This is a genomic window from Pelomonas parva (assembly GCF_043555835.1).
In the GTDB taxonomy this organism is placed as follows: Bacteria; Pseudomonadota; Gammaproteobacteria; order Burkholderiales; family Burkholderiaceae_C; genus Pelomonas; species Pelomonas parva.
The window spans coordinates 565,390-578,467 of sequence record NZ_JBIGHV010000002.1 but is presented as its reverse complement, the minus strand read 5'-3'; the positions used below and the strand labels follow the sequence as shown (position 1 = coordinate 578,467).

Here is a 13,078-nt window from a genome sequence, read left to right as displayed (position 1 = left end):
GACCATGCGCAAAGCACTCACCTCACTTCTTCTCGCCACGCTGCTGCCGGCCACCGCCCACGCCTGGTGGAACCCCGATTGGACCGAACGCGCCAAGATCACGCTGAACACGTCGAGCCAAGGCCTGGAAACCAAGGAAGCCGCCAGCGGCGTCGCCGTGGCGGTGCGGCTGCACTCGGGCAACTTCGACTTCACGGCGGCCAAGGAGGACGGCAGCGACCTGCGCGTCATCGCCGCCGATGACAAGACGCCACTGAAGTTCAGCGTCGAGCGCTTCGACAGCGTCAACGAGCTGGCCGTGCTTTGGGTGCAACTGCCGAGCGTGCTGCCCGGCACGGACAAGAACAGCTTCTACGTCTACGGCGGCAATGCCAAGGCGGCGGTGGAAGCGTTGGACGCGAACGGGTTTGACGCCGCCACCGTCATCGCGCTGCACTTCAGCGACAAGCCGGCGGGGTCGGACCAGCTCGGCGCCGTCAAGCCGCAGGGCACGCTGGTCACCGAGCCCAACGGGCTGCTGGCCACCAGCGCCAAGCTGTCGGGCGACGCGATCGTCTATGCGCTGTCCGACAAACCCGTGGTCGACGCGGGCAACCAGCTGACCGTCAGCCTGTGGGTGAAGCTGGACGACGTGCAGCGCGCGACGCTGCTGAACTGGGGCGGGCTGACGCTGAGTCTGAACGGTGGCAAGGTCGTGGTGCGTGCCGACAAGGCCGAGGTGTCGGGCGGCGAGGTGCCGGTGGCGCGCTGGACGCAGGTCGCCTTGCGGCTGGGCCTGGGCAAGGCGACGCTGTTCGTCAACGGCGCGCAGGTGGCCCAGGGCGACCTGGCCACGCCGGCGCTGGGCAACAGCCTGCGCCTGGGCGAAGACGCACGCGGCCTGATGGACGAGGTGCAGGTGGCCGCCACGCTGCGCAGCGCGGACTGGCTCGCCGTCGCGGCGGGCGCGCAGGGGGCAGAGAGCAAGCTGGTCGCATCCATGCGTGAAGCCCAGGGTGCCGCCGAGGCCGAGGGCGGCGGCGACCACGGCTACATGGGCGTGCTCGTCAAGAACCTGACGGTGGACGCCTGGGTGGTCATCATCATCCTCGGCATCATGTTCGTCATCGCCTGCTGGGTGATGGTCACCAAGGGCATGCTGGTCACCCAGGTGGCCAGGGCCAACCGCAGCTTCGTGCTGAAGTTCCGCGAGGCCAACGAGGAGCTGCTGAAGCTGGAGACGCACGCGCCGCATCCGGCCTCGCCGATCTACCGGCTGTACCAGGCCGGCATCCGCGAGCTGGCCAAGCGCAAGGTCGGCGAGGCGGGCAGCCTGCCGCTGTCGGGCGCGTCGCTGGACGCGGTGAAGGCCTCGGTCGATGCCGACTATGTGCGCGAGAACGCACAGCTGAACTCGGGCATGGTGCTGCTGACCATCGCCATCTCGGGCGGGCCGTTCCTGGGCCTGCTGGGCACGGTGGTGGGCGTGATGATCACCTTCGCGGCGATTGCTGCGGCGGGCGACGTGAACGTGAACGCGATCGCCCCAGGCATTGCCGCGGCGCTGCTGGCGACGGTGGCCGGCCTGGGCGTGGCGATCCCCGCGCTGTTTGGCTACAACTACCTGGCGGCGCAGATCAAGAACGCGACGTCGGACATGCAGATCTTCATCGACGAGTTCATCACTCGCGTGGCCGAGCTGTACGGAGCCAGGTAAGTCATGTCCGCCGACATCAAGGGCGACAACCAGCTCTACGACGACATCAACGTCACGCCGATGCTGGACCTGGCCTATGTGCTGCTGGTGGTCTTCATCATCCTGACGACCGCGTCGGTGCAGGGCGTGAAGGTGAAGTCGCCCGAGACGCAGGCGGCCAACAACCTGGCGAAGCCGCAGACACGTGCGATCACGATCACGGCGGATGGGGGGGTGTATCTGGACGCCTATCCCGTCGACATGGAGCAGCTTCGGGCGTCGTTGGCTCAGTACAAGTCGGCGAATCCTTCGCTGCCCGTGGTGTTGAAAGCGGACGCGGCGGCGCAGTACGACAAGGTGATGCAGGTGTTGGAGGTGGCCAAGAAGTTGGACATCACGGAGATTGGGCTTGTGACGAAGCGGGCGGGGCAGTGATGGTTGTTCTTCGGTGTTTTGTCTTGTCGCCAAGGCCCAGCCGGGAGTTCGCCCCGGCGGGCGACCTACTTTCTTGTGCGGACAAGAAAGTAGGCAAAGAAACCGCCCCCGTTCCGTCGCCCCTTCGCTGCGCTGCGGGGTCCCCTGCGATGCTCGCAACCCGAGGCTCGCGCAGAACTCGCTTCGCTACGCTGCGCTCAGACAGCTGCGCGAAGTCAGTTGACGAAGTGCGCTTCGCGCACGCCTCGGGTTGCTGCGCTTCTCGGCTCCTCCAAGGGGGAGCCCCCGAACAGCCGCAACAGCCAACAGCCAAACCCGAAAGCCGTTCGCACCGAGGTATTTCTATTCCCCCCTCTGAGCCCGCCGAGGAACGGAAGGCCTTGAGGCCGCGTGCGCAGCACGCTTCGTCAACTGACTTCGCACAGCTGTCTGAGCGCAGCATAGCGAAGCGAGTTCTGTGCGAGGCCTCAAGGCCTGAGTACCGCAGGGCAGCCCGCTGCGAAGCTAAGGGCCGGGCGGTTCGGGGGCGGTTTCTTTGCTTACTTTCTTGGGCGCCCAAGAAAGTGAGTCGCCCGCCGGGGCGAAATCCCGGCATGGGCCTCCGCGCCAAGCCAAAGCAACAACAACAACAACCCCAGCGGAGCGTCTGACAAATGCAAGTCAACCAAGACGCCAAACCCTACGACAGCATCAACGTCACCCCGATGCTCGACCTCGCCTACGTGCTGCTCGTCGTCTTCATCCTGATGACCACCGCCTCGGTGCAAGGCCTGAGCATCACCATGCCCAAGCCCAGCAACAAGCCCAGCACCGAAAAGCACGAGCTGAAGATCGTGCAAGTCATGCCCGACGGCGGCGTGCTGGTGAACGGCGTGGGCGTGAGCCTCGACGAGCTGGAAGCCCAGCTCGTCGCCGCGAAGGCACGCGACCCGCACATGTCCGTTGCCATCAAGGGCGACGCCCGCACCCAGTACGCCAGCGTCGTCGCCGTCATCGACCTGTGCAACAAGCTGCAGGTCAACATGGGCCTGGTCACAAGCCGGATCGGCACGTGATGAAGACCAGCCACATCAAGCTGATCGTCGCGGCCAGCTGCCTGCTGCTGGGCCTGGCCGTGTGGTGGGCCGTCAAGGGCATCAAGACCGAGGCGCCCAAGCGCCAGGTCGCCAAGATCTCCATCCTGCCCGACACGCCGCCACCCCCTCCCCCGCCGCCCAAGGAAGAGAAGAAGCCCGAGCCGCCCAAGGAAGAGCCCAAGCAGGTCATGCGCGAGGAGCAGCCCAAGCAGGCCGACGCGCCCAAGGCCGCCGAACAGCTCAAGATGGAAGGCGCGGCCGGCGACGGCCCGAGCGCCTTCGCGGCGGGCAGCGTGGCCAAGGACTACGCGGGCGGTGCGCCGACCACCGGCGGCAGCGCCGGCCCCGCCGGCACGGCGGCCGACCGCGCCCAGGAGCGCTTCTATGCCAACAACGCGCGCCAGCTGCTGCAGGTCGAGATCGAGCGCCATCTGAAGTCCGACGCCGAGCAGCTGACCGCCACCTTCGCCATCTGGCTGGACAAGGACGGCGGCATCCAGCGCTTTGAACTCAGCCCCAGCGGCAACGACGGCAACGACAGCGCGCTGCGCACCGCCCTCGACGAAACCCGCCGCCAGCTCAAGTTGCCGCCACCACCCGCGCTGGCCCTGTCGCAGCCGATGCGCTTCCGGCTCAGCGTGCGGCCCCAAGCCTGATTCAGATCCATCCCACTCATGAAACCCATCCTCACGCTGCTGACTGCCAGCCTGCTCGCACTGCCTGCTGCGGCCCAGACCACCGACAAGGAAGAACTCGCCCGCCTGCGCGCGACGACGCAAGCCCTCATCGACGCCCTCGTCGCCCAAGGCCTGCTGACGCGCGACAAAGCCGAGGCCATCCTGAAGCAGGCGCAGACCACGGCCGCCACGCCGGCACCACAGCCGCAGGCCGACGCCGCCAAGCCCAATGTGCTGCGCATCCCCTATGTGCCCGAGACCCTGCGCCAGCAGATGCGCGACGAGATCAAGGCCGAGGTGCTGGCCCAGGCCAAGGGCGAGCGCTGGGGCCAGGCTGATGCGCTTCCGGAGTGGCTGGGCCGCGTCAAGATCGCTGGCGACATCCGCGCCCGCGCGCAGAGCGAATTCTTCGACGACCGCAACGTGCCCGCGGAGGTCTACCGCGCACAGACCGCCTCGCCCGCCTGGGCCCCCGACCTGACGAACACGACCACCGGCCGGCAGCGCCTGACGCTGCGTGGCCGCATCGACGTGGAAGCCCGCTTGAGCGACCAGGTGCTGGCCGGCATTCGCCTGGCCACCGGCAGCACGGGCAACAGCGCCACGTCCACCTCGCAGACCCTGGGCAACAACTTCAACCGCTATACCCTCGGCCTGGACCGCGCCTACATCCGCTGGCAACCGCCGACCTTCATGAACGGTCTGTCGGCCGATGTCGGCCGCATGCCCAACCCCTTCTACAGCACCGACCTGGTCTGGCCCGAGGACCTGGCCTTCGACGGCGTGGCCGCCAAGCTCAGCCATGCCTTCGCGCCGCAGCGCGGCCTGTTCGCCACGGCCGGCGTCTTCCCGCTGGAGGAACTGAACCTGAGCACGCGCGACAAATGGCTGCTCGGCGCGCAGCTGGGCGGCGAGATCGACCTGGCGCGCGGCGTGCAGTTCAAGCTGGGCCTGGCGGGCTACGAGTTCCACAAGGTGGCCGGCCAGCGCGAGAGCAGCCCGCCGCCGAGCGGCCCGCGCAATGGCGCGACCAACTACTTCGCGTCGCAATACCCGACCAGCCTGCGCCTGAAGGGCAACACGCTGATCAACCTCAACGACCCCACCAGCACGGCCGCGCCGACCTGGGGCCTGGCGTCGCGTTTCCGCCCGGTCAACCTGACGCTGGGCCTGCAGCTCTATGGCGTCATGCCCGTGCCGGTGGGCATCACGCTGGACTGGATCAAGAACACCGGCTTCGACCTGAAGGACATCCAGGCCCGTGCCGGCGTCGCCATGCCCGACCTGCGCGAGAAGACCACCGCCCTGCAAGGCCGTGTACAGGCCGGCGCACCCAGGCTGGCGCGGCGCGGCGACTGGCAGGCCTTTGCGGCCCTGCGCCTGGTAGAGCGCGATGCCTGGATCGACGGCTTCACGGACACGACCTGGCACCTGGGTGGCACCAACTACAAGGGCTGGAGCCTGGGTGGCAACTACGGCCTGGACCGCGGCTTCTGGCTGGGCGCGCGATGGACCAGCACGCGCAACCTCGACGACAGCATGCGCTTCCTGGCCGTGCCCGGGGACCCGACCTCGCTCAGCGGCAACCTCAGCAGCGCGCCGCTACGCATCGATGTTTTCCAGCTCGATCTGAACGTCCGGTTCTGAACATGAAGCGCCTCACCACCCTCACCCTCGCCGCCCTGCTCGCGCTGGGCGCCCAGGCGCAGGACGCCAAGGTCTCCAAGGAGCGCGAGGCGCTGCGCCGCGCCCAGGCGGCCTTGCGCGCCGCGCAGGAGCAGCAGAGCACGCTGCAGGCCGAGAAGGCCAGGTTCGAGGCCGAGGCCGCCGCCGCACTCAAGGACGCCAGCGGCGCCAAGGCGCAGATCTCCGGCAGCGCAGCGCGGCTCAAGGCACGCGAGGCCGAGCTGGAAGCGCTGCGCGCCCAGTTGCAGGCCACAAAGCTTGCCCAGCAGGACGGCGAGGCCAAGGCGACCGAGCGCGAGCAGGCCCTGCAGCAGCAGCTGATGGCCGCGCGCCAGGACGCCGCGTCACGCCAGCAGGCCAACCAGGCCATCACCCAGTTGCTGGAGCGCAGCACCCAGGCGCTGGCCGATGCCGAGACCAAGAACCGCGAGCTGTATGCCATAGCCCAGGACCTGGTGAAGCGCTGGCAGGGCCGCTCGACGCTGGACACCGCCCTGCTGCAAGACCCCGTGCTGGGCCTGACCGCCGTGCGCTTCGAGGACCAGGCCGAGAAGCTGCGCACCGAGCTGGCAGCCCGGCGCATCGCGCGCTGAGGTTCAGGCATGCCGCGGGCATGCCGCACACAGGCTTGCCTTTTCTCCTATATTTCCATAATAATGAAATCATGGAAGAACAAGACGTCATCAAAGGCCTCGCGGCGCTGGCCCAGCCCTTGCGCCTGCAGGTGTTCCGCGCGCTGGTCGTCGTGGGCGACGCGGGCCTGACGCCGGGCGCCATCCACGAGGCCCTGGGCGTGCCGGCGGCGACGCTGTCCTTCCACCTGAAGGAGCTGGTCAACGCCGGCCTGGTAACGCAGGAGCGCGCCAGCCGCAACCTGATCTACCGCGCCCACTACGGCCAGATGAACGCGCTGCTCGGCTACCTGACCCAGAACTGCTGCCAGGGCGCCGCCTGCGCCGTAGAGGACGGCACCACTTCCTGCACCACCTGCTGAACGGGACTTCCCATGCTCGACAACACCTTCAACGTGCTCTTCGTCTGCACCGGCAACTCAGCCCGCTCCATCCTGGCCGAGGGACTGATGAACAGCCTGGCCAACGGGCGCTTCAAGGCCTGGTCGGCCGGCAGCCAGCCGACCGGCGTCGTCAACCCGCTGGCCTTGCAGACGCTGGCTTCCTTGCACATCCCGACCGACGGCTTTCGCAGCAAGAGCTGGGGCGAGTTCGCGGGGCCGGGCACGCCCATCATGGACTTCGTCTTCACGGTCTGCGACTCGGCAGCCGGCGAGGTCTGCCCCGTCTGGCCGGGCCAGCCGATGTCGGCCCACTGGGGCGTGCCCGAGCCGGCCGCCGTGCAGGGCAGCGACGCGGTGCGCCAGCAGGCCTTCCTGGACGTGGCCGTCACGCTGAAGCGCCGCATTGAGCTGCTGCTGGCGCTACCCATCCCCAAGCTGGAGCCACTGGCCATCCAGCACGAGATTCAACAGATCGGCACCCGCTGAAGCCTCCCATGACCACCCACGTCCTCATCCTCTGCACCCACAACTCCGCGCGCAGCGTCCTCAGCGAGGGCATGCTCAACCACTGGGCCAAGAAGCTCGGCAAAGACGTGCAGGCGCACAGCGCCGGCAGCGCACCCAGCGGCCGCATCAACCCCTTCGCCGTCGAGGCCCTTCAGAGCGCCGGTGTGGACACCAGCGGCTACTTCAGCAAGAGCTGGGACCGCTTCAGCCAGGACGGCGCGCCGCCGCTGTCCATCGTCATCACCGTCTGCGACAGCGCGGCGGCCGAGCAGTGCCCGGTGTTCTTCGGAGGCAACGGTCAACCCGTGAAAGTGCACTGGGGCTACCCGGACCCGTCCAACGCCGAGGGCGGCGACGAAGGCAAGCGCCGCGCCTTCGAGCTGACGCGCCAGGCCATCGGCTACCGCATGCTGCAGCTGCTGCAACTGCCCCTGGAAACCATGAGCAAGGCCGAGCTGCAACAGGCGCTGGCCGAGATCTACAAGAGCTGAGCATGAGCCTGTCCCGCAAGCTCCTCGCCGAGGGCCTGGGCACGGCGCTGCTGCTGGCTGTGGTCATCGGCTCCGGCGTCATGGCCGAGCGCCTGTCGGGCGGCAATGTCGCCATCGCGCTGCTGGCCAACACGCTGGCCACAGTCGGCGGGCTGTACATCCTGATCGAGGTGTTCGGCCCCGTCAGCGGCGCCCACTTCAACCCGGCGGTCAGCGCCGTCATGGCCTGGCGGGGCGAGCTGCCGCTGGCGTCGCTGCTGCCCTATGTCGCCGTTCAGCTCTTCGGCGCCATGCTTGGCGCCTGGCTGGCCCATGCGATGTTCGACATGAGCCTGCTGCAGTTCTCCACCAAGCTGCGCAGCGGCACGGGCCAGTGGGTCGCCGAATGCGTCGCCACCTTCGGCCTGCTGCTGGTCATCCTGCGCGCACCGCCCACGCGCGTGGCGGCGATGGTGGCGGCCTACATCGGCGCGGCCTACTGGTTCACGGCGTCCACGTCCTTCGCCAACCCGGCGGCCGTGTTCGGCCGTATGTTCAGCGACAGCTTTGCGGGCATCGCCCCGGCGAGCGCGCCGGGCTTCGTGGCGGCCGAGTTCGTCGGCACCGCGCTGGCGGTGGCTGTCCATCAACTGCTGTCTGCGCCTGCGAAAGCCCGCCATGTCTGAACTCCTGTTCCCCGACACGACCTTCCCCGCGCTGCGCGCCGACCTGTTCGACGTGCCCACGCAGCAGCGGCTGACACCAACCCCGTCGCAGCACCGGCCGCGCATCCTCATGCTCTACGGCTCGCTGCGTGAGCGCTCCTACAGCCGGCTGCTGACCTTCGAGGCCGCCCGCCTGTTGGAGGCCATGGGCGCCGAGGTGCGCATCTTCAACCCCAGCGGCCTGCCGCTGCCCGACGACGCGCCGGACGGCCACCCGAAGGTGCAGGAGCTGCGCGCCCTCGCAATGTGGTCCGAGGGCATGGTCTGGACCTCGCCCGAGCGGCACGGCGCCATGACCGGCATCATGAAGGCGCAGATCGACTGGATTCCGCTGACCTCTGGCGCCGTGCGGCCCACGCAGGGCAAGACGCTGGCGGTCATGCAGGTGTCGGGCGGCTCGCAGTCCTTCAACGCCGTCAACCAGCTGCGCGTGCTGGGCCGCTGGATGCGCATGCTGACCATCCCCAACCAGTCCTCCGTCGCCAAGGCCTTTGCCGAGTTCACGGAGGACGGCCGCATGAAGCCCTCGGCCTTCTACGACCGCGTCGTGGACGTGATGGAGGAACTCTTCAAGTTCACGCTGCTGACGCGCGACCTCGGGCCCTACCTGGTGGACCGCTACAGCGAGCGCGAGGAGAGCGCCGAGGAGCTGTCCCGGCGAGTCAACCAGCGCGCCATCTGACACCTCCCACGGGCAGCACGGGGCTCAGGCCCCGTTTCTCTGGCCCAGATAGTTGCTATTGACAACCACAAAGGCGAACCCGATCATGCGCCCAGATAGTTGCTACACACACCCAAATGACCGCATCCTCCGCCGGCAGCCTGTTGCGCGAAGTCGCCCGCATGTACACCCGCGCCCAGCGCGTCGTGGCCGACTGCTGCCGCACCACCAGCACGCAGTGCCATCTGCTGACCGAGCTTGGCCGCGCCGGGCCGCTGCCGCTGTCGGAGCTGGGCACGCGGGTCAGCCTGGAGAAGAGCTGGGTGTCGCGTGCCGTGGAGGCCATGGCAGCCCGTGGCTTGGTGACCAAGGAGCCGAACCCGCAAGACGCAAGGAGCTGGCTCGTCACGCTCACCGCCGACGGCGAACGCACCGTGGCTGAGCTGAACCAGACCCTCGATGACCACGCCGCCGCGCTGCTCGCCTCGCTGAGCGCGCGCGAGCGGGACGCCGTCGAGCACTCATTGCTGACGCTGCTGAAGGCTCTGCGTGAAGACACCGCCGCCATGTGCTGCCTGTCGCCCGAGCCTCGGCAGCCCACCCAGGACTCCAAACCATGTTGCTGAACGCCATTTCCCTGCGCCAGGCCGGCGCGTCCGACTGGCCGGCCGTCGAGGCGCTGCTGCTGGCCAACAAGCTGCCCACCGAGGGCGCGCAATCCCATCTGCCGACCTACCTACTCGCCACGAGCAACGGCGAAGTCGTCGGCTGCGCCGGCGCCGAGGTCTACGGCCAGGTCGCACTGCTGCGCTCGGTCGCCGTCGCGCCGGGCCTGCACAGGCAGGGCATAGGCCGGCTGCTCGTCGAGCGGCTGCTGCACGAGGCGCGCTCCCGGGACATCGCGGCGCTCTATCTGCTGACCGTCACGGCGCCGGAATACTTCGCGCAGTACGGCTTCAAGCGCATGAAGAACGAGGACGCCCCGCAGGCGCTGAAGGCCTCGGCCGAGTTCCAGGGCGCCTGCCCGGCCTGCGCCGCGCTGATGGCGCTGACGCTGCGCGAGGCGCCCGTGGCCGACGCCACGCTGCCCGTGGCCGTGCTGGGCGCGGGGCCCGTGGGCCTTGCCGCTGTGGCGCAGCTCGTGGAGCGGGGCCTGCCCTTTGTCGCGCTGGAGGCCGGCACGCAGGTCGGCGCCAACCTGCGCGACTACGGCCATGTGCAGCTGTTCTCGCCCTGGCAGTTCAATGTCGACGCCGGGATGGCCCGGCTGCTGGCACCGACCGGCTGGGAAGCCCCGCCCGCAGCCGAGCTCCCCCGCGCCGGCGAGGTGGCCGAACGCGTGCTGCAACCCTTCGCCGCGCTGCCGCAGGTCGCGCCGTTCATCAAGCTTGGCGCCCGCGTGCTGGCGGTCAGCCGCGAGGGCTTCGACAAGGTCAAGAGCGCGGGCCGAGACAAGGCCGCCTTCCTGGTGCGCTACGAGCGCAACGGCGAAGTGCACGAGCTGCGCGCCCGCGCCGTCATCGACGCGACGGGCACCTGGAACCAGCCCAACCCGGTCGGCGCCAACGGGCTGCAGGCCATCGGTGAGGCCGAGGCGCAGGACCGCATCTTCTACGGCATCCCCGACGTGGCCGGCGCGCAGCGCAGCCGCTACGGGGGCAAACGCACGCTGGTCGTGGGCGCCGGCCACTCGGCCGCGAATGCGCTGCTGGCGCTGGCCGACCTCGCCCGGCAAACGCCCGGCACACGCCTGGCCTGGGCGGTGCGCTCGCCGGCGCTGCAACGCGTCTTCGGCGGCGGCAGTGCCGACGCGCTGCCCGCCCGCGGCGCGCTGGGCGCATCGCTGCGCCGGCTGCGCGACAGCGGCACGCTGGAGTTTTTCAGCGGCTTGCGCGTCACGCGCATAGCGCGCGTCGGCGGCCAACTGCGCGTCACCGGCCTGGATACGCAGCAGCAGCCCGTCGTCGTCAACGGCCTCGACGAGATCATCTGCGCCACTGGCCAGCGGCCCGACCTGTCACTCACCAGCGAGCTGCGCCTGAAGCTGGACCAATGGCTGGAGTCCACCGAGGCGCTGGGCCCGCTGATCGACCCCAACCTGCACAGCTGCGGCACCGTGCGCCCGCACGGCCACCGCGAGCTGGCGCATCCCGAGCCCGGCTTCTACACCGTGGGCGTGAAGAGTTATGGCCGCGCGCCGACCTTCCTGATGGCCACCGGCTTCGAGCAGGCGCGCTCGGTGGCGGCGGCCATCGCTGGTGACTTGACTGCGGCGGACCGCGTGGAGTTGGATCTGCCCGAGACGGGCGTGTGCTCGGTGGAGCTGGCACCCGAGGCTGCGACCACGGGCTGCTGCGGCCCGGCGCCGCAGGTCGCAGCGGTGGCCGTTGCAACGCCCAAGCGCGGATGCGGGCCGGCTGCTGCGCCGGTTGCGCAACCCGCACGCTGCTGCGGCTGACCTTGATGCAACCCGGCCGCACACGTGTCGTCGCCACGCTGGGCACCGCCCAGACACTGGCCTGGGCCTCGTCCTACTACCTGCCCGCCATGCTGGCGCGGCCGATGGCGGGCGAGCTGGGCGTATCCGAGCCGACGGTGTTCGCGGCCTTCTCGGCGGCTCTCGTCATCTCCGCCCTCGTCGGCCCCTACAGCGGCCGGCGCATCGACCGCTGGGGCGGGCGGCCGGTGCTGATGGCCACCAGCGGCCTGTTCGCGCTGGGCCTGGCGCTGATGGCCGTGGCCACCGGGCCGCTCAGCCTGTTCGCGGCCTGGGCGGTCATGGGGCTGGCGATGGGCAGCGGCCTCTACGAAGCGGCGTTCGCGTCGCTGGTGCGGCTGTACGGCCACGAGGCGCGCAGCGCCATCACCGGCATCACGCTGATCGCCGGGTTCGCGAGCACCGTCGGCTGGCCGCTCACGGCCGTGCTGGAACAGGCCTTTGGCTGGCGCGGCGCCTGCTGGGCCTGGGCCGGGCTGCACTTGCTCATCGGGCTGCCGTTGAACGCGTGGCTGCCCCGGGCGGCGCTGCCGGCGTCGTCGGTCGCAATCGATCAACAACCGCCAGCCGAGGCGGACGCGGCGGACCCGCCGCTGCGCACCGCCGCGCTGCTGGCCTGGGTGTTCGCCGTGACCTGGTTCATCAGCACGGCCATGGCGGCCCACCTGCCCGCATTGCTCGCGGCCACCGGCGCGGCGCCCGGCGCCGTCATCGCCATCGGCGCGCTGGTGGGGCCGGCGCAGGTGGCCGGGCGGCTGCTGGAGTTCGGCCTGCTGCGGCGGCTGCACCCGCTGTACTCCGCGCGCATCGCCGCGCTGCTGCACCCGCTGGGCGCGGCGATGCTGGCGTTGCTGGGCGCGCCCGTGGCTGCGGCCTTCGCGCTGCTGCACGGCGCCGGCAACGGCATCCTGACCATCGCCAAGGGCACGCTGCCGCTGGCGCTGTTCGGGCCGGCCGGCTACGGCCATCGGCAAGGCCTGCTGATGCTGCCGGCGCGGCTGGCCCAGGCACTGGCACCCTGGTTGTTCGGCCTGCTGCTCGCAGGCTTCGGCACGGCGGCGCTGTGGTTCTCGGCGGCGCTGGCGCTCAGCGCGCTGGCGGCGCTGCTGGTCGTGCGCCTGCCGGCAGGCGCACGCAGGCATCCAGGCCCGTGACCCGCCCGCCCTCGCCGCGGTCTCGCAACGCGATCTGCCCGAGCTGGCCATACCCCGTGGCGCCCAGGGCGGGTCGCGACCCGCCCGGCTTCATAGGCCGAGCAGTTCGCCACGCGGTAGCTTGGCGGCAGCGGCGTCGAAGGTGACGAAGCGCGTCCGCCCCAGTTGCGCCGCGCGGGCGTTGTGCAGGCAGTCCGCGAAGTCGGCGCTAGGGTGCTGGTTCCAGATGTAGAGCGCTTCCTCGGCCGTCGGCTCATGCTCAAGCGCGACGCCATCCGTCTCCAGCAATCGTGCGAACGTGGCGGCGATGGCCGGCTTGTCGAGGCGGTAGCGGCTGCGCAGCACCCACTCGGTTTCCAGCAGCGTGGTGAGAACGATCAACAAGGGCTCGCCTGCGGCTTCTGCCCGCTCGACCAGACGCGTTGCCGCCTGGAACTGCGACTCGTCATCGCGCACCAGCAGGCGCACAAGGACGTTGGTGTCGATGGCGGTGCTCACCC

The 13,078-nt window shown here is 69.6% G+C and carries 15 protein-coding genes; 14 read left to right on the top strand and 1 reads right to left on the bottom strand.

All coding sequences use genetic code 11. From position 1 onward, the window contains the following. Window positions 1-4 precede the first annotated feature (4 nt). From ACG00Y_RS06185 to ACG00Y_RS06120, 14 genes are all read left to right on the top strand, one after another. Window positions 5-1,696, top strand: a complete 1,692-nt coding sequence (locus ACG00Y_RS06185) for a DUF2341 domain-containing protein (protein ID WP_394476975.1) — start codon at window positions 5-7, stop codon at window positions 1,694-1,696. 3 nt (window positions 1,697-1,699) lie between these two features. Continuing rightward, a complete protein-coding gene (locus tag ACG00Y_RS06180) occupies window positions 1,700-2,110 on the top strand; it encodes an ExbD/TolR family protein (protein WP_394476973.1) in 411 nt (136 codons plus the stop codon). 653 nt (window positions 2,111-2,763) lie between these two features. After that, entirely contained in the window at window positions 2,764-3,165 is a 402-nt protein-coding gene (locus ACG00Y_RS06175) for an ExbD/TolR family protein (protein WP_394476971.1), read from the top strand. Then, window positions 3,165-3,842, top strand: coding sequence for a TonB C-terminal domain-containing protein (locus ACG00Y_RS06170; protein ID WP_394476969.1), 678 nt, complete (start codon window positions 3,165-3,167; stop codon window positions 3,840-3,842). The genes ACG00Y_RS06175 and ACG00Y_RS06170 overlap by 1 nt, the downstream gene beginning before the upstream one ends. 18 nt (window positions 3,843-3,860) lie before the next feature. After that, window positions 3,861-5,510: a putative porin gene (locus ACG00Y_RS06165; protein ID WP_394476968.1), complete on the top strand. Its 1,650-nt coding sequence runs from the start codon at window positions 3,861-3,863 to the stop codon at window positions 5,508-5,510. 2 nt (window positions 5,511-5,512) lie between these two features. Next, a complete protein-coding gene (locus tag ACG00Y_RS06160; protein WP_394476966.1) occupies window positions 5,513-6,142 on the top strand; it encodes a hypothetical protein in 630 nt (209 codons plus the stop codon). Between the two features lie 71 nt (window positions 6,143-6,213). Continuing rightward, window positions 6,214-6,543: an ArsR/SmtB family transcription factor gene (locus ACG00Y_RS06155; protein WP_394476965.1), complete on the top strand. Its 330-nt coding sequence runs from the start codon at window positions 6,214-6,216 to the stop codon at window positions 6,541-6,543. A gap of 12 nt (window positions 6,544-6,555) precedes the next feature. Beyond that, a complete protein-coding gene (locus ACG00Y_RS06150) occupies window positions 6,556-7,050 on the top strand; it encodes an arsenate reductase ArsC (protein WP_394476963.1) in 495 nt (164 codons plus the stop codon). A gap of 8 nt (window positions 7,051-7,058) precedes the next feature. Continuing rightward, entirely contained in the window at window positions 7,059-7,562 is a 504-nt protein-coding gene (locus tag ACG00Y_RS06145) for an arsenate reductase ArsC (protein WP_394476961.1), read from the top strand. Between the two features lie 2 nt (window positions 7,563-7,564). After that, entirely contained in the window at window positions 7,565-8,227 is a 663-nt protein-coding gene (locus ACG00Y_RS06140; RefSeq protein WP_394476959.1) for an aquaporin, read from the top strand. Then, entirely contained in the window at window positions 8,220-8,948 is a 729-nt protein-coding gene (gene arsH / locus ACG00Y_RS06135; RefSeq protein ID WP_394476957.1) for an arsenical resistance protein ArsH, read from the top strand. Before ACG00Y_RS06140 ends, arsH begins: the two co-directional genes overlap by 8 nt. 116 nt (window positions 8,949-9,064) lie before the next feature. Next, the gene (locus tag ACG00Y_RS06130) at window positions 9,065-9,553 is read left to right on the top strand and encodes a MarR family winged helix-turn-helix transcriptional regulator (RefSeq protein ID WP_394476955.1); all 489 of its coding nucleotides are present in this window, start codon (window positions 9,065-9,067) and stop codon (window positions 9,551-9,553) included. After that, window positions 9,544-11,385: an arsenic resistance N-acetyltransferase ArsN2 gene (gene arsN2, locus ACG00Y_RS06125; RefSeq protein ID WP_394476953.1), complete on the top strand. Its 1,842-nt coding sequence runs from the start codon at window positions 9,544-9,546 to the stop codon at window positions 11,383-11,385. Before ACG00Y_RS06130 ends, arsN2 begins: the two co-directional genes overlap by 10 nt. Window positions 11,386-11,390: 5 nt before the next feature. Next, the gene (locus ACG00Y_RS06120; protein WP_394476951.1) at window positions 11,391-12,578 is read left to right on the top strand and encodes an MFS transporter; all 1,188 of its coding nucleotides are present in this window, start codon (window positions 11,391-11,393) and stop codon (window positions 12,576-12,578) included. 90 nt (window positions 12,579-12,668) lie between these two features. Here the strand turns inward: ACG00Y_RS06120 and ACG00Y_RS06115 are convergent, their stop codons facing one another. After that, window positions 12,669-13,076 (bottom strand): PIN domain-containing protein, encoded by a 408-nt coding sequence (locus ACG00Y_RS06115; protein ID WP_394476950.1) that lies wholly within the window; start codon window positions 13,074-13,076, stop codon window positions 12,669-12,671. Between the last annotated feature and the right edge of the window lie 2 nt (window positions 13,077-13,078).

Bases quoted from the DNA above. Each gene is read 5' to 3' on its own strand.
- arsH (WP_394476957.1), top strand. From the start codon at position 8,220: ATGTCTGAACTCCTGTTCCCCGACACGACCTTCCCCGCGCTGCGCGCC.
- ACG00Y_RS06155 (WP_394476965.1), top strand. From the start codon at position 6,214: ATGGAAGAACAAGACGTCATCAAAGGCCTCGCGGCGCTGGCCCAGCCC.
- ACG00Y_RS06140 (WP_394476959.1), top strand. From the start codon at position 7,565: ATGAGCCTGTCCCGCAAGCTCCTCGCCGAGGGCCTGGGCACGGCGCTG.
- ACG00Y_RS06165 (WP_394476968.1), top strand. From the start codon at position 3,861: ATGAAACCCATCCTCACGCTGCTGACTGCCAGCCTGCTCGCACTGCCT.
- ACG00Y_RS06160 (WP_394476966.1), top strand. From the start codon at position 5,513: ATGAAGCGCCTCACCACCCTCACCCTCGCCGCCCTGCTCGCGCTGGGC.
- arsN2 (WP_394476953.1), top strand. From the start codon at position 9,544: ATGTTGCTGAACGCCATTTCCCTGCGCCAGGCCGGCGCGTCCGACTGG.
- ACG00Y_RS06175 (WP_394476971.1), top strand. From the start codon at position 2,764: ATGCAAGTCAACCAAGACGCCAAACCCTACGACAGCATCAACGTCACC.
- ACG00Y_RS06185 (WP_394476975.1), top strand. From the start codon at position 5: ATGCGCAAAGCACTCACCTCACTTCTTCTCGCCACGCTGCTGCCGGCC.
- ACG00Y_RS06130 (WP_394476955.1), top strand. From the start codon at position 9,065: ATGACCGCATCCTCCGCCGGCAGCCTGTTGCGCGAAGTCGCCCGCATG.
- ACG00Y_RS06150 (WP_394476963.1), top strand. From the start codon at position 6,556: ATGCTCGACAACACCTTCAACGTGCTCTTCGTCTGCACCGGCAACTCA.
- ACG00Y_RS06145 (WP_394476961.1), top strand. From the start codon at position 7,059: ATGACCACCCACGTCCTCATCCTCTGCACCCACAACTCCGCGCGCAGC.
- ACG00Y_RS06180 (WP_394476973.1), top strand. From the start codon at position 1,700: ATGTCCGCCGACATCAAGGGCGACAACCAGCTCTACGACGACATCAAC.
- ACG00Y_RS06120 (WP_394476951.1), top strand. From the start codon at position 11,391: ATGCAACCCGGCCGCACACGTGTCGTCGCCACGCTGGGCACCGCCCAG.
- ACG00Y_RS06170 (WP_394476969.1), top strand. From the start codon at position 3,165: ATGAAGACCAGCCACATCAAGCTGATCGTCGCGGCCAGCTGCCTGCTG.